Below are 22,785 nucleotides of genomic sequence, written 5' to 3' on the forward strand. Positions count from 1 at the left end.
TAACACTTAAATACAGTTATAGGAAAAACAAAAATGGCACGTATAAAACACCAATATTCAGTCACCTTATCGGATGAAACAGACGCTTTGTTAGAGCAGCTAGGAAAAAGGATGGTTGAACCGTGGGACAGATATTTAAATCGTTCAATTACAATCGAAGCTATTGCTTTATTAGCTAGTCAACTAAGTACTAGAGAGTTACAAGCTTTTACATATAAGCACGGGATTAAAGGTAGAGAGAAAATTTCACTTTAGTCTTTTAGCGTCAGCCGTCAGTAGGTTATTTACTTTTTAATAAAACTGCGAATTTATAGCGACTAATTCACTATTTTCGCAGTTTTAACAAAGTGCGAATTTGCACTTTAAATTAATACATATCTAAAGGTTTAAAATTTAACTGCTACTAATCAATAGGTTAAGGTGGTTATTTATTCAGCAAGCAGCACCTATTAAAAAGTAATAACTTTGAGCAAGGCTAAAATACCAATGTAATTACACTTAAAATTCGCGATTTAAATTAATCATACACAATCAATAAATAACCAAAGAAGTAGCAATAATAATGAATAAAAACAAGAACATTAGAGAATTGATCAATTTACTTGAAATCAACAAAGGTAAAGTTTCTGAAGATGCAAAAAAAATGGATTAAAACTCAATGCAATAAGGGATTTAATGCTCAAAGGCGAGATAACTTTCGAAGATGAAGTTATCTCAAAATACATTGTGGTAAAAACGATAAAAGGTACGGTTGAGCACTTTAAAGATTCGGATATTACAACAAAATCCGGATTAGTTATCACTCAACCTTATGTGAGTGAATTAATAAACGGGACCAGTAATAAAATAAACAAGGTATTGCTGTGTATGGCGAAAGAACTTATTAACACTAATAAATCTGCTGCAAAGCAAAGAGGCCGTTACCTGTGATATTGATAGTATTACTTTAAATGACATAACATGATAATTAATCAAGGTTACTTAAATTAAACCAACAAATTTAATAACTTAAAACGACCATAAATGCCTTTATAGGATCGATAGAGTGCTTTATTATTCTAGCAACACTTTGCTAACACTTTAGCGCTATTTTTCCTGAATAAAGGCCACAATCTCCAATGAACCAAACTCCTAACAATCTAGCGGCCTTTTGTTGGTCTATTGCAGACCTCCTTCGTGGTGACTTTAAACAATCTCAATATGGCCGTATTATTCTCCCTTTTACCTTATTACGCCGTCTTGAAGGTGTTTTAGAAGAAAGTAAAGAAGCTGTACTTGCAGAACATGAAAAAGTGCAGAAGATGAACCTACCTGAAGCAGCACAAGAGAAAATGTTATTACGTGCAACAAAGTCAGCAAGCAGCCCTGATGGCTTAAGTTTCTTCAATACTTCAAAAATGGATATGTCTAAGCTTGGCGAGTCTGACATTAAAACTAACCTTGAAAGCTATATTCAAGATTTTTCCAAAGACGCACGCGAAATATTTGAATACTTCAATTTCGGGGAGTTTATAGGCCAGCTTAACGATGCTGATTTACTGTGGAAGGTAGTACAAAAAGTTAGAACGACAGATTTAAGCCCTAAAGCGATCAGTAATCACGATATGGGCCTAACCTTTGAAGAGCTAATTCGCCGATTTGCTGAAGGTTCAAATGAAACAGCGGGTGAACACTTTACCCCGCGAGACATCGTTCGATTAACAACCTCATTAGTATTTATGGAAGATGATGATGCCTTAACTAAATCAGGTATTATCCGCACCATTTACGATCCTACTGCAGGTACTGGTGGTTTCCTTTCCTCTGGTATGGAATACGTACACGAATTAAATCCTCAAGCGGTTATGCGTGCTTATGGACAAGAGCTTAACCCTGAAAGTTACGCTATCTGTAAAGCTGATATGCTAATCAAAGGGCAAGACGTCACCAATATTAAATTAGGTAATACTTTATCAAACGATCAACTTTACGCTGATAAGTTTGATTACATGTTATCTAATCCGCCGTTTGGCGTAGATTGGAAAAAAATTGAATCAACCATCAAAGCTGAAAATACCCTTAAAGGCTTTGATGGGCGCTTTGGTGCTGGGTTACCAAGAGTATCAGACGGTTCACTATTATTTTTAATGCACCTGCTTAGTAAATTAAGGGATGCAAGTGAAGGTGGTGGCCGTATTGGTATTATTCTTAATGGCTCACCTTTATTTACTGGTGGTGCTGGCTCAGGAGAGTCTGAAATACGTCGCTATATTCTTGAAGCTGATTTACTCGAAACCATAGTCGCATTGCCTACTGAGATGTTTTACAACACAGGTATAGCTACCTACGTTTGGGTGCTATCAAACAAAAAATCGGACGAGCGCAAAGGTAAAGTACAGCTAATAAATGGTATTAACCTTTGTGGAAAAATGCGTAAATCTCTCGGTTCAAAACGTAATGAAATGAGCGCTGATGATATTGCCACTATTACCCGCAGCTTTGGTGCCTTTGAAGTGGTTGATGCAATTACACTTGAAGAGTTAGGACTAAATAAACCCGCAGAGCAAAAAAGTAATCGGGGTAGACAATCGGCTAATCCAAAAACCGAAGCACCGAAAACTTTCGCCAGCAAAATATTGGCCAGCCATGAGTTTGGTTATCGTCGTATCAGCATAGAGCGCCCTCTTAGAGAAAGCTTCCAGTTTAGTAATGGACGTATTTCCGAATTGCGCTTTGCTGCAAAACCACTAAATGCACCAATGAAGTGGCTTTATGAGACTTATGGTAACGATATAATCACACTCTGGACAGACGACGAAGAATGTGAAAATTACGGCGTATTGACGGAACATGAGTCTGAGATCCGTAAGTACTTAAAAACCCATTTTAGCGAAATTAAAGAAGCCAAAATTAAAGAGTTATTAGACAGAAATATCTGGCTTGCTCAAAAACAAATTATGCTAAAAGCTAAGCAGCTACAAGAATTAGCTCCACAAGGTATGGGGAAGGCACAATGTAATGATATGAATACATATGAAGCCAAATTAAGTATTGCCTGCCAAGATCAAGGTATTACCTTAGACACCAAAGAGAAAAAACAAATAACCACTGCAGTTAGCTGGAAAAACCCAGAGGCTGAAAAGGTCATTAAGAAAACACATAAAACTAAAGCTAGTCCAATTTATGGTTTGTTTGCAGTTGACCTAGATGGCAAAACACAAGTCATTGAATACAAAACGGATGGTGATTTACGTGATAATGAAAATGTCGCACTTGACCCTAGCCAAACAGTAAATAACATCAATGAAGCTTACTTTAAAAAAGAAGTTCAACCACATGTTCCCGATGCATGGATAGATGCCAATAAAAAAGACGATAAAGATCAAGAAATAGGCATTGTAGGTTACGAAATTCCGTTTAATCGCCATTTTTACCAGTATCAACCGACAAGAGATTTAGTCGAAATTGATGCAGATTTAGATGCTGTTTCAGCTGAGATTATGAGCTTACTGCAAGAGGTGCACTCATAATGTTTTATCGCTTTTTTATTAACCTAACGAATGGGCTTACAGCAATATTATTGTTGACGCATGAGACAGTAACGACTAATATGATACGTAATACGCCCACCAAGCCTCTTCATGAATGCTCAAATTGTGTGGGCTTTTTTATGCCTACAACTTTAAATAAGTTAGTTACGTTAGTGAGGGCATAATGACTCAATTCACCAAGCCCGCCATTAATGTTGACCAACAAATTGAACTATTGCTCAGCAGATCCTTGCAAATTCAATCACCAGAACGTGCAAAAAAATACTTAGAAGTGATTAGTTTTTTCCGTTTAAGTGCCTACATGCGACCTTTTCAACGCCCTATTGCGGAACAATCCGTAGAGCACCAATTTAAAGACCAAGTAGAATTTAAGCAAATTGTTGACTTATATGCGTTTGACCGTGAATTACGTTTGTTAATTATGGATGCCGTTGAACGAGTTGAGGTCGCTATTAGAGCCACATTCAATAATGTTATGGGCACTAAGTACCAAACAACAGAGCAAAATAGTGGCTCACATTGGTATATGAACAGCAGATTATTCAAACGAAATTTTGACCACCAACGCTTATTACGAGATATTAAAGACAAGCAAACTAAGGAGTCTCAACTTCTGCACCGTGATATAACACAAATTCAGCGTAGTAATGCCTCAATCGAAGTAAAAGAACTACGCATACAGCGCAGAATTAAAGAAAACTATCCTAGATTTTATCAACATCATTATTCAACGCCCGAACTTATGCCAGGTTGGGCAATGGCAGAAGAATTAACCTTCGGTAGTATTTCACACCTATACAGTGGGCTTGCCAAAGACAGCGACCGTAAAGCCATTGCTAAACGTTTTAGTGTCCCCCAAGAAGTGCTAGAAAGCTGGCTACATACCTTAAACTTTATTCGTAACTGTTGCGCCCATCATAGCCGTTTATGGAACCGAGAATTAGCCATACAACCTAAAATACCCCATGGCGCTTTATGGCAATTACCTGATCGATTAATCCCAAGTCAAATACAACCGAATCGACGTATTTATATGGTATTGCTGATGCTCGCGTATTTAATGCAGCAAATAAGCCCCGACAGTCAATGGCAAAATAAGTTAAAAGCCTTAATTTTATTGCACCCTGAAGTACCACTTTTCCCTATGGGCTTTGTTGATAATTGGCACGACCATAACTTTTTCCAAACAGGTGAGCAATAATGAACAAAATAGCTTTGAATGGAAGGTATACGGCTTATCCTCAATATAAAAACTCCGAAATAGAATGGTTGGGTGACATCCCAAGCCATTGGGAGGCTTCTCCAGTTAAGTATTTATCTGACAGTGTAAGTACAGGAGGAACACCAAAAAATCAAAGCTCATTTACGGATAAAAATCAGATTTGTTGGTTTTCACCTGGTGACTTTGATGGAAGGAAAGTTCTTTTATCTAGCTCTAAATATGTTACACATGAATCCTGTGATATCGGTGATGCCAGATTATATCAAGGCGGTTCGGTTGTTGTTATAGGGATAGGAGCAACGCTAGGGAAAGTAGCATATTGCCCTAATAGTTTTTCATGTAACCAGCAAATTAATATAATAGAGCCAAATGGGGAAATATTGGGTATGTATTTAATGTATTCATTAGCGGTTCAGCTTGCGCAAATGAAGCAAATTTCAAACTCTTCAACTATTGGGATAATGAATCAGGAGAAAACTAAAACCATCTTGGTTGCTTACCCGTCTAGGCTAGAACAAGAAAAAATAGCCAACTTCCTCGATCACGAAACCGCGAAAATCGATACCCTGATTGACAAACAAAAACAGCTGATAAAACTGCTAAAAGAAAAACGCCAAGCCGTGATCAGCCATGCCGTCACCAAAGGCCTTAATCCCGACGCACCAATGCGCGATTCAGGTGTTGAGTGGTTAGGTGAAGTACCAAGGCATTGGAAAATGGTGCCTCTTAAATATCTTTGCAACTTTAGTGGTGGTGGCACTCCAAGTAAAGATAACCTCAGCTATTGGACGGGCGGAGATATTCCTTGGGTATCACCTAAAGATATGAAGTCATTTTGGATTTTAGATACTCAAGATAAATTGACAGAAAAAGCAGTGAAAGAGTCTTCCACTAATTTTGTGAATGCTGGTGCGCTTTTAATGGTTGTCCGCTCTGGAATCCTTCAAAGAACGATACCTATTGCTATAAACAAAGTGAAAGTGACTCTTAATCAAGATATGAAAGCACTAAAGTTTAATGAACGGATGGATGCTGAATATACTGCTAATTATATTATCGGTAACGTATCTTCATTGTTGCTTGAATGGTCTAAAGAAGGTGCAACAGTGGAAAGTATTGAGCAGGAATATTTATCTGGAAGTTTGATGCCTGTACCTCCTTTAGGGGAACAAGCTGCAATTAACGAAGTAATTAACGCTCGTATGGTTGTTTTCCAAAGATTGGAGGAGCAGGCGCTAAAAGGGATAACGTTACTCCAGGAACGCTGCTCTGCACTTATCTCCGAAGCTGTCACTGGAAAAATAGACGTTAGGCATTTTACCTCAAAGAAAGGGCATGCTCCTAAATCAGCAACTCAAGAGGCTATTAATGACTGATAACGTAGCTCAAGTCTCAATAGTAGCACCGATTCCCACGGCAGTTATAGAGCCAGCAGAGCCATTGACACTAACTCAGCGTATTGATACAGATGAAGGCTTAAAAGCTAAACGTAAGTTACTTACGGTGGTTTCTCTTATTCTATTAGCAATATCTTTCTCGGGCGCAAAAGTGGTAGAGGCAAATACCTTTATTATGAAGATTAGTTTTACTAATCAAAATGGTATTGCGTACTTATTATTGCTTTCCATCGCCTTTCTAATGATCCGCTACTACAACTACGCCCGCCCATATCATGATGAATTATATAAAGCTTGGACCAAAAGAATGCTTTATGACGATTATTTTTATTCTTATCATGATTATGCCGATGATGTTGAGGGGTTAATTAAAGACTTGTATCCTGAAAATTTAATAGAAGATATTCACCAACACCACTGTAATGACTTAGAGAAAAAGTATCGTTGCTCATGGTTATTAGGAAGGCATGTAGACTTCACTTGGTCCGAAGAACACGGCCATGAACAATGGGCAACCGTTAATTTAATGCGTATTAAAAATGACGAAGCTAAGAATAAAGATAAAACGATAGTCAAAAACGGAATTAATCTCAAAGCATATTTTAAAATTTTATCCTGTGAATTGAAGTATCAAGCTTCTAGCTTTTTCACTCATAGAGAAAATTTGGATATATTAGCGCCTTATTTTTTAGGATGTTTTTCAATATTAAGTTTTATCTACAACAAAAAGATTATAGAAATTTTAAAAGGATTTAGTTCGTGAATACTAGCAAATGGAAATCAATATTAGGCTTCGTCGCCTTAGATAAGTACCCCAATCTACCTTGCCCTTATTGCCATCAAGAATCATTGAACATAGATGAAAGTAGTATCATTAGTCGTGAAGTATCTAATAATTACAAAAAAATTGCTTCGCGCCACTTTAACTTAGAAAGCACAAAGCAAAAAGAAAAAGCCGTAGTACAAGAAAAACTCATTGGGAAAATGCTGGGAAGTAACTCTGTATTAGGATTATTTGGTGCGGCAGCAGTGATCTACCATGAAGTAGTAAAACCAAATTATCACTTTTGTAAGTTTACAGCCTTTATGACTTGCGCCAGCTGCAATGACAATATAACGGTTACAGGTTTGTCTCAAGAACAGGCTGAGCAGGATACGGAAAAAAAGCAATTACCTTCTCTATATAAAATAGATCACTTTTCAGTACCTGTGCCTATGTTTGAAATTAGTCCTACCGTTCCAGCATCAATACAGTTCGAACTATTAGGTGCATTCAATTACTTCCATATTGATACCAACTCATCTGCCAGTAAGTTGAGGCGAGCAATAGAAAAGTTCTGTAGTGAGTTAGGTATGAAGCCGAACTCCCTTGCTCGACAAATAAAAGAATTGGAAACCAAATATTCAACCGAAGCGAGCTTTCTAAATACATTACGGTTAGTGGGTAATGAGGGCACACATTCTGATAACGTCAATGAGGATGATTTATTGCTGGCGTTTGATATTGTTGAAGAAGTATTAGCAATATTTCCTCGTTTAGCTAAATTAGAACGTTTAAAAGCACCTCAGGCGAAATTAGAAAACAAGTTTGATAAGAAGAAAGCTCGAACTGACGCTAAAACACTAGAACATGCAAAATAACGGAGTAATTAATGACTGATAATTTAATACCCGAAGCACCTAATGGTGAGTTTATATTATTTAATAGTGCTGATGGCAGTACTAAGGTTGAATGTCGTTTTGAATCTGATAGCTTATGGCTTACTCAAGCACTTATTGCCGAGCTATACCAAAAAGGTGTTCCTACCATTAATGAGCATTTATCTAATATTTATAGCGATGGTGAAGTCGAACAAAACGCAACCATTCGGAAATTCCGAATAGTTCGACAAGAAGGCTCTAGGCAAGTAACAAGAGAGATAGAACACTACAGTTTAGAAGCTATTCTTGCTGTAGGTTATCGAGTGCGGTCCAAAGAAGGTGTTCAGTTTAGACAATGGGCAACTAGAACCTTGCAATCGTATTTGGTTAAAGGTTTTGTGATGGATGACGAGCGCTTAAAACAGCCAGAGTCTAGCCCTTACTTTGAAGAATTGCTTAACCGCATTCGTGATATTCGCTCTTCAGAAAAACTCTTCTGGCGTAAAGTGTGTGATATATACGCAACAAGTATCGATTATGACGGTAAAATTCAACAAAGCATGAGTTTTTTTGCTCAAGTACAAAACAAAATGCATTGGGCTGCTCATGGTCATACTGCTGCGGAAGTGGTTTTTCAGCGCATTGATGCCGACAAGCCGCACCTCGGATTAACAAGCTATGCAGGCAAAGACTCGGGTAAAGAGCCTACCCGTAAAGAAGTAGTAACGGGTAAAAATTATTTATCTGCGGATGAGCTTGATACCTTAAACCGTTTAGTAACTTCTTACCTTGAATTTGCCGAGCTGCAAGCACGAAATGGCAAGCTAATGAAAATGGCCGATTGGGCAAGTAAATTAAATGATTTTCTTAAACTAAGCGATTTTGATGTATTAACTCATGCTGGGAAAATATCGGCTGAGCAGGCGAAACAAAAAGCCAAACAAGAATACGATAAATTTCGACGGGTAATTGATTTAAAACCAAGCCAAGTTGATCAAGATTTAGCTGATGCAGTGAAAGCCTTAACTGATAAAAAAGCCGAATAAATAGCTAAACCAATCGTAATAAGCTCAAGGACGTAGGGATAAACATGAGTAATAAAACACAAGAAGTGGTTTTTCAAAAAGATATGATACGCCAGCTAGTATCTAATGGCTGGCTACTAGGTAAGCCTGAAAACTACAATCGTGAATTAGCCTTGTATGAAGAGGATATATTGGGTTTTGTAAAAGATACCCAGGATACTCAATGGCAAAAGTTCTGTGTGCTTTACCCTAGCAACTCAGAGCAAAAATTTTTAGAGCGTGTAGCCTCCCAGCTAAATAAAGCAGACCCTAATGCGGCTAATAAAGACATGCGTACTTTTGGTACCTTAGGCGTTTTGCGGCACGAAATACGTGATCGCGGCACTCGTTTCAGTCTATGCCAGTTCAAACCTGAACATGATTTAAATCCCGATACTTTAGCGCGTTACCAAAAGAACCGATTACGTGTAGTACCTGAACTAGTTTACTCCCCTTGGGCAACTGATGAGCATGAAGCTGAAAACGGTGTTAGAGCTAAAAAGTGGCGCATAGATTTAGTGCTATTTGTTAATGGCTTACCCATAGTGACGCTTGAGCTTAAGTCAGAGTTTAAACAAGCCGTTCAAAACGCGATTAATCAATATAAAACTACACGTTTTGCTATAGACCCTGCCACCAAGAAGCCTGAACCGTTATTAACTTTTAAACGTGGTGCTTTAGTACATTTTGCTGTAAGCCAATATGAAGTTTATATGGCTACACGCCTGGAAGGTGATGATACTTATTTCTTACCTTTTAACAAAGGCACGAGTGAAGGTGGTGCTGGTAATGATGTACCTGAAAATATTAATCAATACGCCACTGATTATTTATGGAATGAAGTATTACAGCCTAATAATCTATTAAATATTTTGGCTCGCTTTGTTCATTTACAAATAGAAGAAAAAGAAGATTGGGAAGGCCGTAAATACAAAAAAGAGACTTTAATTTTCCCTCGTTATCATCAGTGGGATGTTGTTAGTAAATTAGTTGATGCTGCTCGCACTGAGGGCCCTGGCCAGAAGTATTTAATACAACATAGTGCTGGTTCAGGTAAATCAAATTCTATTGCTTGGTCTGCACACCAATTATCTGCCATTCATACTGCTGAGGGTAATAAGTTATTTGACTCTGTCATTGTTGTGACTGATAGAACGGTACTTGATGATCAGCTACAAGAAACAATCTCTCAATTTACTTCTGTAGAAGGCATGGTAGGTAGAATAAACCGCGATGAAGGGAACGGCTCTAAATCAGAGAAACTTGCTGGCGCTTTAGAATGCTCACAGCCGATTATTATCGTTACCATTCAAACTTTTCCTTTTGTGTTAAAAGCTATTGAGGATAGCGTTAGTTTAAAAGAACGAAATTTTGTGGTTATTGCCGATGAAGCTCATAGTTCACAAACGGGTAGTACAGCTCGGCAGCTGAAAGAAGTATTAATGATTGACGGTTCTTTACATGGCAAAGATGCTGATGAAGAACTTACTACTGAAGATATTTTAGATGCTACAGTGGCTTCACGTCGCACTTCTACTAACCTAAGTTACTTAGCGTTTACCGCAACACCTAAAACCAAAACACTTGAATTGTTTGGGCGTTTACCTAAGCCTGATGAAGCTCCGTCTAAGCAGAATAAGCCTGAAGCGTATCATGTATATAGTATGCGCCAAGCCATTGAAGAAGGCTTTATCCTCGATGTATTGAAAAACTACACCAACTATAAAGTTGCTTATAACCTTGCAATGAAAATGGAAGGTAGTGACCAAGAGGTTGAGAGTAAAAAAGCTAAAGTTAAACTGAATCAGTGGGTGCGCTTGCATGACTATAACATTAGCCAAAAAGTACAGGTTATTGTTGAACACTTTAAAGATAACGTGATGGGGCTACTCGGTGGCCAAGCCAAAGCTATGGTTGTCACTAGTTCACGCAAAGAAGCCGTTCGATATAAACAAGGCTTTGATAAATATATTGTAGAAAAAGGTTATCAAAAAATACATGCGATGGTCGCAGTCTCAGGGGAAGTTGAGTTTTCTGATAAAGACCCAGGATGTGAAGCATTAGTTGATTTTAAGTTCACCGAAAAGAATATGAATGACAACCTCAAGGGCCGTGATTTGCGGAAGGCTTTTGATAGTGATGATTATCAGGTGATGATAGTTGCGAATAAATTTCAAACGGGTTTTGATCAACCAAAACTCTGCGCTATGTACGTTGATAAAAAACTTGGCGGTGTTGAATGTGTACAAACACTCTCCCGTTTAAACCGTACATTCCCTGGTAAAGCTGAAACAGGCACTTATGTACTGGATTTTTTCAATGAATCTGAAGATATTCTAACTTCGTTTCAGCCCTACTTCCAAACAGCTGAGTTAGCTGACGTATCAGACCCTGATCTTATTTTTGATTTGCGAGATAAGCTACGTGCGTCAGGTATTTTCCTATGGCAAGAAGTAGAACAATTCTGCAATGCATTTTTTGTTAAAAGTAAAAGTAACGCGGCTATCGCTAATATTTGTAAACCTGCCGTTGAGCGTTGGCAAAAGGGTTATAAATTTGCCATTGATGCCTACACACAAGAAAAGGAGATGTTCGAGCGCACCAAAAAAACGGGTGATGCCGTATTAATGGCTAATGCGGAGAACTGTTTGAAAAAGTGTAAGCAGAAAAAGGACGCTTTAGAGGTATTTAAAAAGGATTTAGGTACATTCGTACGCTTCTATGAGTTTATGTCTCAGATTGTAGATTACGACGATAAAGAACTAGAGAAACTTTCGTTATATGCCCGCAATCTTCGTCCTATGTTGCGTGAAATAACGACAGAAGAAAATGATATCGACCTCAGTAATGTAGTGATGAGCCATTATCGTTTATCAAAAATACGCCAGCAAGATATTCAATTAAAACAAGATTCTCCTGATTATGAATTAGTACCAGGTGATGCAATGGGTACAGCCAAAGCTAAAGATCCTAAAGAAGAGTTTCTTTCTCAAATCATCTCGAAGCTAAACGAATTATTTATCACTGATATGCTGACCGATCAGGATATGGTTAATTACCTATATACCATTAAAGATAAGATGAAAGAAAATACGCTGGTAATGAAGCAGATAGATAACAATACGCCTGAGCAAGCAATGCTAGGAGACTTCCCTAAAGCCTTAATGGACGCAATTATGGATAGCGGCGAAGCGCATGAAAACCAAATGATGCAATTATTATCTAATCCAGATAAAGCTAATGGGTTTTCAAGGTTAGTGTTTGATTTGTTGAAACTGGCAGAAAAATGATCCTGTTGGTAGGTCTAACCCCTCAAAAGACTCAGCTTGGGTGATTCAACACATAAATTCAAAGAGAGGTATTTAAAATTGTATTACCTTTCATTTTGTTAAATACATTTAGGAACTAAGAGAAACATGACAGATATCATTCATCTATCTGATTTACATTTTGGACAAGATAAATTTCCATTTGAGATAAAGAAACTTTACGCTGGGATGTGTGAGTTTCTTCGCCAATTTGAAAACCCAATAGTGTTAGTTACAGGTGACATTACATTTCAAAATAGAGATGAGGGTTATGCAGAAGCAGGTGATTTCTTCAAGCAACTTATATCAGATGGGCTTATTAAAAAAGAAAGGTTTTTATGTTGCCCTGGTAATCATGATATAGAAGCATCGATAGAGCCATTTAAAAAATATGATTCATTTATATATGGAATACGCCGTGACAATGCCCTCTGCTTCAGCAAAAGAAACACTATTATTCATGAGCTTGATGGTGTTGAATTTATTCTGTTAAATAGCTCGTTTCATGCTAATCATCAATATGGATATATTGATGAGGAATGTTTCCAGCACATTGAAGATAAAACATACTCGGAAAAATTTAAGTTGGTTGCAGTACACCACAACCTCCTTGGCCAGCAAAAGGAAGATACATCTACAATCAGAAATGCTTATCCTACTTTATATCATTTGGATCTAGCAAAAATAAACCTCATTTTGCATGGCCACCAACATTGTCATCAGGAAATGTTTTTCGGAAGTAGTCAGTTTACTATTCACTCGGCAAGATCATTCGGTTTTATTGAAGATTCCTTACAAAACGGAATCAATCATATAAAAATAAACGATAACGTAGCAAAAATCACACCGTATTATTTTTCTTTGGATGCTAAACCAAGTAAAATCACTTTAATAAAAAACTAAATTTGAGATATTTATGAAAGGAATATTTATTGTTTTTGAGGGTATTGATGGTTCAGGAACATCAACTCAATTAAACTTGTTACATCAACATTTTTTACAGAAAAATGAAGTTAGTTTCACTACAACCGAACCTTCTGATGGGCCTATTGGGACTTTAATAAGGCAGGCATTTAAAGGAAGAACTAAGTTATCTAAAGGTCAAAACCCATTTTATCAAGATGGTGATTTATTTGATGAACAAATGGCTTACTTATTCGCCGCAGATAGGCATGACCATTTATTCAATGAGGTTGATGGCGTTATCCCCCTCAAGTCGAAAGGTGCGATAATAATTAGCACAAGGTACTACTTTTCATCATTAGCATATCATTGTAATTCAGACACAGACACAGAAATGGTTAAAGGTTTAAACTCAAGATTCCCAAAACCTGATTTAGTAGTGTACTTTGATAACAAAGTTGATGAATCAATAAAAAGAATGTCTAATCGAGCTTTTAAAGATGAGTATGAGAATATTGAAAAACTTACCAAAGTAAAAAATAATTATGATGAAATTTTTAATAATTACGATGGAGAATTATTAATAGTCGATGCTGCTTTGCCCATTTCAGATATTCACCAATTAATAAAAGAGCGTTCTGAAAACCTCTTAAGTGAAATAAGAAAATAAACTAATGACGCCAATTCAAAGCTTAGAAGACATAGCTGACTTATTCGTCGGAAAGGTCACTAAAGACGCACCTGCGCACAACCTCTTCGAAGAGTTTACGATTAGCATTAATGATATCAAAGAACATTCCTTGCAAGATGTAAATGCAGAGGCAAAAAAGTGGATAGAGCCTAAGTGCCCTGAGAGTTTATACATAAATCATGGTGAATATATCGGCGATGGAATGTGGCATATTATCGAAGAGTTGACTAAAAAACCTGCGAGTAATAGAGCTTTATATTCACTAATTAACAAGTCCGATATTATCGGTTCTGGCGACGCCGCTATTCCTTCTTTTTTGATTTTTCAAACAAAAATTATAGATAATACTTTACATGCAACAGTCTACTTTAGAGCATTAGAAGTCGCGAAATTTCTCCGAATTAATTTAGAAGAAATAAGGTTGAGGTTAGCAGAGATACAGAATAGCATAACTACAATAACTGATGTTAGGTTAGGGATTTTTGCATTTTACGCCTATTGTAACGCTAAGATTGAACCTTTAGTGAGACCTAATCTTGATCGATTAAATAGCCCACAGTTAGCATTATTGTTAAGAGAAAAACATCCTAATTTAAAGAAATTCTTGGATGAAAAATCAAAAGTGGGAACTGTCATTGAACTTGAGTCAATCAACCTTATTAAAGAGATTATAAATTGTGATCCTCCCAAGAGACTAGAAGCTAGCATACACATAGTTAAACTTTTAATTCAAGATTGCTTAGCAAAAGGAGAGGAATTAAAGCTAGCTAGAGAGAAGCAATCAGATAATTCAACCATAGATGAGTTATCTGAACTCTTTACAAGTTCGATAAATTCCCTATCAGGAGCTTTATGTGAGTAACCTAACATTAGATAAAATCAAATCATTACAGAAGAACTTTGATCTTACTCATGAAGTAGCGGGTAACCCTTTTTATACTAAAATTGATGAGAATAATTTAAATGAATTAGAGCATTTAGCTGTTTGCGTACTTGGTGAATTGGGTGAGTTTTGTAATATATTAAAAAAAGTCACTCGGGGTGACTTTGAACTTTCTGAAGTTAAATATGACCTTGATGAAGAGTTAGTGGATGTTTTCATATACTTGATAAAGATATCAAATCAGTTTGATGTAAATTTAGAATCTGTTTTTTTAAAAAAATTAGAAAAAAATAAATCACGATTCTCTAAAATTGTACTTAACGATGAATGATTTTTCAAAATATGCAGATTTCAATTCAAATTATCTAAATGCATTAAAAGAGATCATTAAAGATGAGCACATAGAAAGTACTAATTCTAGAGTTGGCAAAGTATATGATCTAGGGCCTAGTTTTTTTGAGTTTTGTGCCAAAGATATACCTATAACAATTCTAAAAGGAAGAAGGTTTAACCCATTCTTTGCAATAATGGAGGCCGCCTGGATAATTAGTGGTAGTAATGATTTAAAACCTTTGCAAACATTCATTAAAAATTATGACAAGTTCTCTGATGACGGAGAAACATTAAATGGTGCGTATGGCTATCGTGCAATGAGTTATTTTGGCATAAACCAAATAAATGCAATAATCCATTTGTTAAAGGAAGACCCCGAAAGTAGGCGAGCAGTGTTAACTCTATATAGCCCTAATGACTTATTAAATAATAGCTCAAAAGACATTCCTTGCAATACCAGCGTGTTCTTTAAAATACGAGATAACATGCTTGATATGACTGTTTTAAACAGATCGAATGACTTATTTTTAGGAATTCCTTACAATGTTTTTGTGTTTAATCTTTTACAAAAACACATAGCACGAAATATAAATATAAATGTAGGCATTCAGCGGCACTTTTCTGACTCATTACATTTATATTTAAGTAATTTAGAAAAAGTAAAAGAGATTGTTTTAATAAATAGCTTTGAGGAAATCAAAAGTAAAACTAGTGAATTCTCTAATAATAAAGGTCAGTTCGAGGTTGATTTTTTTGATAATATTAGAGCAATATTAAATTTTAATATCGCTAAAATGAAAAGCTCCTCACTAAAGAATTTATTTTTAGAATACGAGTCCGCTAAAGAACAAGATAGCGATGGCAAACATAAAGCTAAATCACCAAGTAACATTGTTGAATACAGCTCTGTCCTCTGGTTCAATTAATACATAAGTAATTAAATTACTAGGTAATTAGGAAAGGTTATGAAAACAGAACTTCAAACTCAATTAAAACAACTCTTCAATCAAGAAAAAGAGTTGATGGCTCATGATGTAAATGAATTAGTGATAGCTCACCTTTCATCTATATCAAAAATTAGAGAATACATTGATGATTCCAATGAAGAGTCACTTCATATACTTACTGATATAGACGATAAAAAAATGTTAGAGAAGACATTACTCAGCCTCGCTTATACCTACATATTTGAATATACATATAGTGCTTTTCGTGACACTTATAATGAAAAGAAAGAAAACATCTGTATAGAGCTAGGCCTTAATTTAAATTCTATTAAAGATCTTGGTTCTCATGAATCTGAACTATTAAACTTGTTGGTTTAGTAAACTCGTTCGGAATAAATATTATCGATGACGTATTCCTAGTGGTGGGCAAATAGGTGGGCAAAAAATAAAAGTAGCCACAAGTAACCATATAGTCAATTGAAGTTTAACAAAATAATACTTAAAACACATAAGCAGATCCAGAATATAGAATAGAATTTTGATGTACCTGTAGTTGCAACTGCGCAGTAATTAAAACCTCGTTATTCGAGGTTTTTTTATGCCTGATTGTTCTTATTTGCTCATGTAGGTTGTAGTTAGTGAGCCTAATAAAAAAAATAGGTAAAACACTCACTATGTCGATTTCATCGACATGAAAATTTAACGTGACGATATATGGTGATTTATTCGACATAAGATCTTTACGTGTCGATCCAATTAACATATACTTTTTTCATGTCGAAATATTGAGAATATATAAACATGTTATGGCAAGCTGAAACTCCTTTTAATCATACGCCGTTATTACCACCCGCTATAGATAATATGGAATCTATCCGTATTCTCAAGGCTTGTATTCCAGCCCGTGCAGCACTTGCTGAGCTAAAAAAAGCTGGCGAGTTATTACCGAATCAAGCATTATTAATAAACCTTCTACCCTTATTAGAAGCAAAAGACAGTTCGGAAATAGAAAATATTGTTACCACTACCGATAAGTTATTTCAGTTTTCTCAGGAAGACAGCTTAGCAGATCCGGCAACCAAAGAAGCGCTACGATACAGAGCGGCATTGTACGAAGGTTATCTTCAATTAGCTAAACGACCGCTTTGTGCAAATACTACAGTAGATGTATGCAGTACCTTAAAAGGTACAGGTATGGATATTCGAAAAGTGCCTGGCACGGTAATTAGTAATCAAGATACTCAAGAAATAGTTTATACCCCACCCATAGGTGAAGCAGCTATAAGAGATTTACTAACTAATTGGGAAAACTTTCTACATGCTGAAGATGATATAGACCCATTAATAAAAATGGCCGTTAGCCATTATCAGTTTGAAGCTATTCACCCATTTCACGATGGCAATGGCAGAACAGGTCGTATAATCAATATCCTGTATTTATTAGAGCAAGAACTTTTAACCTTGCCAATTTTATATTTAAGTCGCTATATCGTTCAGCATAAAGCGGACTATTACCGGCTATTAACAAGTGTAACCTCAACTGCTAATTGGGAAGAATGGATTGTTTTTATTCTTAATGGTGTCACTGAAACGGCGCGGTGGACAACAAAAAAAATAGCCGCTATTCGGACCTTAATGGAAGCAACTAGTCAGTATATTCAAGTCAAGTTACCTAAAATTTATAGTTATGAATTAGTGCAAATTATTTTTGAACAACCTTATTGCCGTATTAATAATTTAGTTGAACGAGATATTGCAAAACGACAAACAGCCTCTGTTTATTTAAAGCAACTGTCTGATATTGGTGTACTTGAAGAAATGCAATCAGGTAAAGAAAAGCTCTTTTTTCATCCTAAGTTAATGCGCTTAATGGCCCAAAATAACAATGATTTTCTGCCTTACGCTTAATGCAGCACTTAAGCTCTAATGAAGACAAATTCAATGAATTAAACACCGAATAACCTAGCCACTTTTTGTTCGTTAATAGCGGACTTGCTTCGTGGTAATTTGCCATTCTCATCTTAATGTTATTTTCGTGATGCTAGAAAAAGACACTACAAGCGTAAAGTAGCGTTCTTTTTCTATTAACAGTATTAGCTTACAATCAAAAAAGTAACCGTGAATGAGTCATGGCATTTGTAACCTATGACGTTCAAAACGTTGTTGATAAACCAGCGGACATTATTATCAACGGGCGCTAGTTAAGCTATTTTTAAGTATTGCTTAATAATTTCTGCACCATTATCAGCGTTGATCGGTTTAAAAATAAAGCCAGAGATACCTTCGCTTTCACAACGTTTAATCAACACTTGGTCTGTTATTGAAGATAACATAACCACAGGAACGTTACTGCCATCAGCTCTTATTTTTTCTAATGCTAGGTCACCATTCATTTGCGGCATAACAACATCTAGAAATAGAAAGTCAGGCTTGTGATCCCGCACCATAGTAACGGCAACCGAACCATCTTCAGCTTCAATAATATTGTTATACCCAAGCTGTAATAAATAACGTCTTAGTGCTTTACGGATCATGCCACTGTCATCAACTAAAAGTATTTTACTGTCTAGCGGTAATGTTTGGGTGTGAGGATTACTAATACCGGTACTGGCTTCTCGTTTAATACCTATAGTTTGATATTCAACATTGCGGATCAAAAGATTAAAATAATAACGGCCAACACCTTCGATAGTGATCGGCACGGTGATAACCTCGGTGACACCTGCTAGGTATTTTTCCATGTCATTTACGTTGTGAACAAAGTACGGACTAGAAAACTTATAATCTAAGCTGTAACGGCCGTGTAAATCGGTTGAGCGGCCAACAATAGTATTACCCCATTCGGCTAAGGCATGACTTAACTCTTCATTAATTTCAGTATATTGATATTTTTCTTCAAACATATGCTCACAAACTGAGTTACCTATCGCGATAGCCGTTTCTGGATAATGGTGCATCATGATAACCCCGTCTAAGCTACCAGTGACCTCAGAACATACCGCGTAACCTTTAAAACGAAAATCATCGACGCTGTCGACAAAAGCCTCACCAGCCTCGCCAATAAGATTTGTCATCGCTTTTAAACTGGCAAGTGACTCGTTGATAAAGGGGTATAAAATCACTTTATGTAATGCTTCTACTGACATACTTGTTCCTTTTGTATTATTATTTTTAAATCGACCGGCCAGTGTCATTCTCAGCTCAACCCTGAATTGAGAATTTAGCTAAAGTTAAAACTTAGCTTACGCGGCATTGAAGAATATTTATTTGCACTCTATGTAATTGCTCTCTTAGCATACACTTAATATTGCCAAGTTGGCTACCCATAACATTAACTACAACAATAGCTTGCGATCAATAGGGAAAAATTCGCTCGCCGCATTAATTAATGACTGTGCGGTTAGTGCCTTGACGCCATAAACATGAGTTTTTATGCCGTCGCGTAACATGACTTTTTTCAGCAACAAATCAAAATCACCATCACCTGAAAGTAATATAACGATATCCACTTCGGCTGCTGCCTCCATAACATCAATGGCGATGCCGACATCCCAATCACCTTTTGCAGAGCCGTCGCGACGCTGAATAAAAGGTTTGAGTTTTACATCAAAGCCGATATGTTTTAAGGCTTTTTGAAATTTATGCTGTTGGTCGTCACTGCGTTGTATCGCATAAGCATTTGCCAAGACAATATCACCTTGTTGGCTAATTTCTTGCCAAAACGCGCGATAATTAAATTGCTGTTGAAAGGTATCTCGTGTGGTGTAATAAATATTTTGTACATCAACAAATATGGCAATTTTCGGTAATTGATCGCTATTTTGCATAAAAAATCCTCTTTGCTAAATGAAGCTATATTTTGACTTCATTTCAATAAATTCGTTATATTTCATTATGGTACTTGGTTTGAGCACTTTTAGCAGTTAATTGTTAGCTGCTAAGAACGAGCATCGCAAGCCAAAATTTAGTCTTAGTTTTAGTATAAGAGATAACTTTTAAGCTAAGTGTTATAATAAATGATCAAATAAAGTTGAGTAAACAAGATGTTAGCCATTCGTAAATTATTTTATTTATTACTACGTTTACCGATAAAGTTATTCGTGCATTGCAAAGTGGTTGCCGATGAAATAATTAATCTAGGTCAATTAACCACTGAGCAACCGGTATTTTATGTACTACGTCATCAATCGGCCAGCGATGTTTTATCGTTACGTACCGCTTGTAAAAAAGCCAATCTGCCTGACCCATTAGAACCAGTGCATGTTGATGGTCAAATCTTGTCACGTGTGCTGTTTTTGGAAAAACCTACAGCATTATTTTATTGGCGCACATCAACAAAAACTACGGCAATAGCGCAAGGGTTTGAATTGCTTAATGCTCATGCTAATAATGAAAAACTAGACGCGTTACTTATTCCAGCCAATGTAATTTGGGGACGTACTCCGACAAAAGAAAAAAACAATACTAATGTAGGTGCACTGTTAGCCGATCAAGAATCTCCCAACTGGTTACGCAAATTTTTCATTGTTTTATTTTTAGGCCGCCATACCTTGGTGCGCTTTAGTGCCGCTATTTCATTTCGCCATATGGCCGATAAGCACGGTAGTGATGAAGTCAGTGCGCGAAAATTAATGCGTATTGCACGTTTTCATTTTCATCGACAAATTATTGCGGCCACAGGGCCCAGACTGATGCATCGTCAACAAATGTTCGCTAACTTAATCGTCAATCCCGCGATAAAACGCGTGATCAGTGAAGAAGCAAAAAATAAAAATATCACTGAAGCACAAGCTAAAAAGCAAGCATTAGCAATAATGGATGAAATTGCTGGTGATTATCGCGATGTGACGGTACGTTTTGGCGAGCGCATGCTGGGTTGGTTATGGAATCGCCTTTATAGCGGTATCGAGGTTAATAAAGCTGAGCGCTTGCGCAATTTAGCGCAAGAAGGGCATGAAATTATCTACGTACCCTGTCATCGCAGCCATATGGATTATTTGCTACTTACTTATGTGATTTTTCAACAAGGCTTAGTCACGCCACGCATCGCTGCTGGCATTAATTTAAATTTTTGGCCAGCGGGGCCTATTTTTAGAAAAGCCGGCGCTTTTTTTATTCGTCGTAGCTTTAAGGGTAATCGTCTTTATTCCACTATTTTTCGTGAATATTTAGGTTTACTTTTTGAACGCGGCTATCCGGTTAAATATTATTCTGAAGGTGGACGTAGCCGAACAGGTCGATTACTGTCACCAAAAACCGGTATGCTCGCCATGACCATTCAAAGTATGCTACGTGGTATTGACCGACCATTAACCTTAGTGCCGGTTTATCTTGGTTATGAACACGTGATGGAAGTGGGCACTTATCATAAAGAATTGAGTGGTAGCCAAAAGAAGGGTGAGTCGATATTTGGCGTGATTAAAGCGATACGAAATTTGCGTAACTATGGTAAAGGTTACGTTAACTTTGGTGAGCCGATTAATGTGAATCAGTTTCTAAATAATCAGGTACCTGATTGGAAACAAGCCATTGACCCCATTGACCCACAAAAACCTAAATGGCTAAACCCCAGTGTTAACTTGTTAGCACAGCAAGTTATGACTTCAATCAATAAATGCGCGGCGTTAAATGGGGTTGCTTTAGTATCACTGATTTTACATGCAACAGAAAATAAAGCCTTATCTAAAGCTGAGTTAATCAGCCAACTTGATTTTTTCATGGCCATGCAACGTTTTGCGCCATACCATGTTGAATTAACCATACCAGATGACAGCGGTGCAGCATTGTTAGAGCACGTAATTTTGCTCAATAAAGTGACGGTAAACCAAGACAGCTTTGGTGAAATTATTTCTTTAACTGACAGTGCAATCTTGGAGCTACGTTACTATCGCAACAATATTTTGCACACCTTTATATTGCCATCACTGGTTTGTCGTTTACTAGAGCGCAACACAAAAATTAGTCAAGACAGTTTACTTGACCAAGTTCAGCGTTTAATAGAATTATTAAAAACAGATTTATTTTTATGGCAATCAGCCGATGACGTTGCGCAACAAGTTGAAGCTGTTTGTCAGTTTCTGGCACAAGAGGGCATTGCAAAACAAAGCAAAGCCGGTGCTTGGTCATTAAGCCGTGGCGATGAAACTCGGGCTAAAATACGTTTAATAGCAGAATGTGTTAATGAAACTATGCAACGCGTTGCCATTATTACCTCACTCCTTAGTCAATTAGCACCCATTAAAAAGCTTGAGTTAAATGAAAAAGTGGTGGCTATTGCTCAACGTTTATCAGTATTAAACAATATCAATGCGCCTGAATTTATTGATAAAAAAGCGCAAGCAACATTAATTACCGCGATGAAAAATCAAGGCTATATCGTGTTAGATAACGACGATAAGTTAGTTGATAGCAGTACGCTAGGCTTGTTAAAAAGCTCAGTGAGTAATTTAGTTGATATCGAGGTGCTACAAAGTATCGTCCGCTAGTACTATTTGCTAGTACGAGCGGCTGTATTGCTTTTTACGACCGTTCGTTGTGTTAACAGCAAGCTGATAGGCATCATTAATCGGGAAAGGTGACAGTGGCGCTGCTGTTGCTGTTTTAGGCTAACGGTTAAAGACGCTAATACAACCGATGCTCTAGTTGATGGCATATCCTAATAGGCGGTGTGCTGTCGCTTGTAATCGTTTTAAGGGCCTTGACTGTGAAGAAGCATCTTGTGTCTGCTTTTTTTGGCTGTGGATTTTCCATGCGCGGAACATAAGCACCTAAAGCGACTATTTCACTCTGGCATGGATTGTTAGCCTGCTTAGTTTTATTTAAACACCTTTCTTGATTATTTTTCACCCTAGTAGCCAAAGCTGGCC

General features: G+C 36.9%; 19 protein-coding genes. 17 read left to right on the forward strand and 2 right to left on the reverse strand.

The window, feature by feature from the left end; genetic code table 11:
• Window positions 1-33 precede the first annotated feature (33 nt).
• The 16 genes from H4J59_RS18665 to fic all read left to right on the forward strand — a co-directional run bounded on the left by H4J59_RS18665 (window position 34) and on the right by fic (window position 17,827).
• Window positions 34-255, forward strand: coding sequence for a hypothetical protein (locus H4J59_RS18665; protein WP_182241477.1), 222 nt, complete (start codon window positions 34-36; stop codon window positions 253-255).
• Between the two features lie 420 nt (window positions 256-675).
• Window positions 676-930, forward strand: coding sequence for a hypothetical protein (locus H4J59_RS18670; RefSeq protein WP_182241478.1), 255 nt, complete (start codon window positions 676-678; stop codon window positions 928-930).
• Window positions 931-1,118: 188 nt separating this feature from the next.
• Window positions 1,119-3,509 (forward strand): class I SAM-dependent DNA methyltransferase, encoded by a 2,391-nt coding sequence (locus H4J59_RS18675; protein ID WP_182241479.1) that lies wholly within the window; start codon window positions 1,119-1,121, stop codon window positions 3,507-3,509.
• A gap of 184 nt (window positions 3,510-3,693) precedes the next feature.
• A complete protein-coding gene (locus tag H4J59_RS18680) occupies window positions 3,694-4,731 on the forward strand; it encodes an Abi family protein (RefSeq protein ID WP_182241480.1) in 1,038 nt (345 codons plus the stop codon).
• Window positions 4,731-6,128 (forward strand): restriction endonuclease subunit S, encoded by a 1,398-nt coding sequence (locus H4J59_RS18685; RefSeq protein ID WP_182241481.1) that lies wholly within the window; start codon window positions 4,731-4,733, stop codon window positions 6,126-6,128. The genes H4J59_RS18680 and H4J59_RS18685 overlap by 1 nt, the downstream gene beginning before the upstream one ends.
• Window positions 6,121-6,912, forward strand: coding sequence for a hypothetical protein (locus tag H4J59_RS18690; protein WP_182241482.1), 792 nt, complete (start codon window positions 6,121-6,123; stop codon window positions 6,910-6,912). The genes H4J59_RS18685 and H4J59_RS18690 overlap by 8 nt, the downstream gene beginning before the upstream one ends.
• Window positions 6,909-7,790 carry a DUF4145 domain-containing protein gene (locus tag H4J59_RS19715; protein WP_182241483.1) on the forward strand — a complete coding sequence of 294 codons (882 nt, stop codon included), beginning with the start codon at window positions 6,909-6,911 and terminating at the stop codon, window positions 7,788-7,790. The genes H4J59_RS18690 and H4J59_RS19715 overlap by 4 nt, the downstream gene beginning before the upstream one ends.
• 11 nt (window positions 7,791-7,801) lie before the next feature.
• Entirely contained in the window at window positions 7,802-8,836 is a 1,035-nt protein-coding gene (locus tag H4J59_RS18700; protein WP_182241484.1) for a virulence RhuM family protein, read from the forward strand.
• 44 nt (window positions 8,837-8,880) lie between these two features.
• Entirely contained in the window at window positions 8,881-12,144 is a 3,264-nt protein-coding gene (locus H4J59_RS18705) for a type I restriction endonuclease subunit R (protein WP_182241485.1), read from the forward strand.
• Window positions 12,145-12,270: 126 nt separating this feature from the next.
• Entirely contained in the window at window positions 12,271-13,065 is a 795-nt protein-coding gene (locus H4J59_RS18710; protein ID WP_182241486.1) for a metallophosphoesterase, read from the forward strand.
• A 13-nt stretch (window positions 13,066-13,078) separates the two neighbouring features.
• Entirely contained in the window at window positions 13,079-13,735 is a 657-nt protein-coding gene (tmk, locus tag H4J59_RS18715; RefSeq protein WP_182241487.1) for a dTMP kinase, read from the forward strand.
• 4 nt (window positions 13,736-13,739) lie between these two features.
• Window positions 13,740-14,618 (forward strand): hypothetical protein, encoded by an 879-nt coding sequence (locus H4J59_RS18720; RefSeq protein ID WP_182241488.1) that lies wholly within the window; start codon window positions 13,740-13,742, stop codon window positions 14,616-14,618.
• Complete coding sequence (locus tag H4J59_RS18725; RefSeq protein WP_182241489.1) at window positions 14,611-14,970, forward strand: MazG nucleotide pyrophosphohydrolase domain-containing protein; 360 nt, start codon at window positions 14,611-14,613, stop codon at window positions 14,968-14,970. Before H4J59_RS18720 ends, H4J59_RS18725 begins: the two co-directional genes overlap by 8 nt.
• Window positions 14,963-15,898, forward strand: a complete 936-nt coding sequence (locus tag H4J59_RS18730; protein ID WP_182241490.1) for a thymidylate synthase — start codon at window positions 14,963-14,965, stop codon at window positions 15,896-15,898. Before H4J59_RS18725 ends, H4J59_RS18730 begins: the two co-directional genes overlap by 8 nt.
• A 39-nt stretch (window positions 15,899-15,937) precedes the next feature.
• The gene (locus H4J59_RS18735) at window positions 15,938-16,297 is read left to right on the forward strand and encodes a hypothetical protein (protein ID WP_182241491.1); all 360 of its coding nucleotides are present in this window, start codon (window positions 15,938-15,940) and stop codon (window positions 16,295-16,297) included.
• Between the two features lie 423 nt (window positions 16,298-16,720).
• Window positions 16,721-17,827, forward strand: coding sequence for a protein adenylyltransferase Fic (gene fic / locus H4J59_RS18740; protein ID WP_182241492.1), 1,107 nt, complete (start codon window positions 16,721-16,723; stop codon window positions 17,825-17,827).
• A gap of 293 nt (window positions 17,828-18,120) precedes the next feature.
• On the opposite strand, the gene H4J59_RS18745 is transcribed toward fic, so the two are convergent.
• On the reverse strand, window positions 18,121-19,065 hold the full coding sequence (locus H4J59_RS18745; RefSeq protein ID WP_182241493.1) for a response regulator: 945 nt from the start codon (window positions 19,063-19,065) through the stop codon (window positions 18,121-18,123).
• A gap of 189 nt (window positions 19,066-19,254) precedes the next feature.
• Complete coding sequence (locus tag H4J59_RS18750; RefSeq protein WP_182241494.1) at window positions 19,255-19,746, reverse strand: NYN domain-containing protein; 492 nt, start codon at window positions 19,744-19,746, stop codon at window positions 19,255-19,257.
• 216 nt (window positions 19,747-19,962) lie between these two features.
• Between H4J59_RS18750 and plsB the strand changes: the two genes are divergently transcribed.
• On the forward strand, window positions 19,963-22,404 hold the full coding sequence (plsB, locus tag H4J59_RS18755) for a glycerol-3-phosphate 1-O-acyltransferase PlsB (protein WP_182241495.1): 2,442 nt from the start codon (window positions 19,963-19,965) through the stop codon (window positions 22,402-22,404).
• The last annotated feature ends 381 nt before the right edge of the window (window positions 22,405-22,785 follow it).

Source organism: Colwellia sp. MB02u-10 (genome assembly GCF_014077185.1).
Taxonomy (GTDB): domain Bacteria; phylum Pseudomonadota; class Gammaproteobacteria; order Enterobacterales; family Alteromonadaceae; genus Cognaticolwellia.

Bases quoted from the DNA above. Each gene is read 5' to 3' on its own strand.
- H4J59_RS18665 (WP_182241477.1), top strand. From the start codon at position 34: ATGGCACGTATAAAACACCAATATTCAGTCACCTTATCGGATGAAACA.
- H4J59_RS18670 (WP_182241478.1), top strand. From the start codon at position 676: ATGCTCAAAGGCGAGATAACTTTCGAAGATGAAGTTATCTCAAAATAC.
- H4J59_RS18675 (WP_182241479.1), top strand. From the start codon at position 1,119: ATGAACCAAACTCCTAACAATCTAGCGGCCTTTTGTTGGTCTATTGCA.
- H4J59_RS18680 (WP_182241480.1), top strand. From the start codon at position 3,694: ATGACTCAATTCACCAAGCCCGCCATTAATGTTGACCAACAAATTGAA.
- H4J59_RS18685 (WP_182241481.1), top strand. From the start codon at position 4,731: ATGAACAAAATAGCTTTGAATGGAAGGTATACGGCTTATCCTCAATAT.
- H4J59_RS18690 (WP_182241482.1), top strand. From the start codon at position 6,121: ATGACTGATAACGTAGCTCAAGTCTCAATAGTAGCACCGATTCCCACG.
- H4J59_RS18700 (WP_182241484.1), top strand. From the start codon at position 7,802: ATGACTGATAATTTAATACCCGAAGCACCTAATGGTGAGTTTATATTA.
- H4J59_RS18705 (WP_182241485.1), top strand. From the start codon at position 8,881: ATGAGTAATAAAACACAAGAAGTGGTTTTTCAAAAAGATATGATACGC.
- H4J59_RS18710 (WP_182241486.1), top strand. From the start codon at position 12,271: ATGACAGATATCATTCATCTATCTGATTTACATTTTGGACAAGATAAA.
- tmk (WP_182241487.1), top strand. From the start codon at position 13,079: ATGAAAGGAATATTTATTGTTTTTGAGGGTATTGATGGTTCAGGAACA.
- H4J59_RS18720 (WP_182241488.1), top strand. From the start codon at position 13,740: ATGACGCCAATTCAAAGCTTAGAAGACATAGCTGACTTATTCGTCGGA.
- H4J59_RS18730 (WP_182241490.1), top strand. From the start codon at position 14,963: ATGAATGATTTTTCAAAATATGCAGATTTCAATTCAAATTATCTAAAT.
- H4J59_RS18735 (WP_182241491.1), top strand. From the start codon at position 15,938: ATGAAAACAGAACTTCAAACTCAATTAAAACAACTCTTCAATCAAGAA.
- fic (WP_182241492.1), top strand. From the start codon at position 16,721: ATGTTATGGCAAGCTGAAACTCCTTTTAATCATACGCCGTTATTACCA.
- H4J59_RS18745 (WP_182241493.1), bottom strand. From the start codon at position 19,065: ATGTCAGTAGAAGCATTACATAAAGTGATTTTATACCCCTTTATCAAC.
- H4J59_RS18750 (WP_182241494.1), bottom strand. From the start codon at position 19,746: ATGCAAAATAGCGATCAATTACCGAAAATTGCCATATTTGTTGATGTA.
- plsB (WP_182241495.1), top strand. From the start codon at position 19,963: ATGTTAGCCATTCGTAAATTATTTTATTTATTACTACGTTTACCGATA.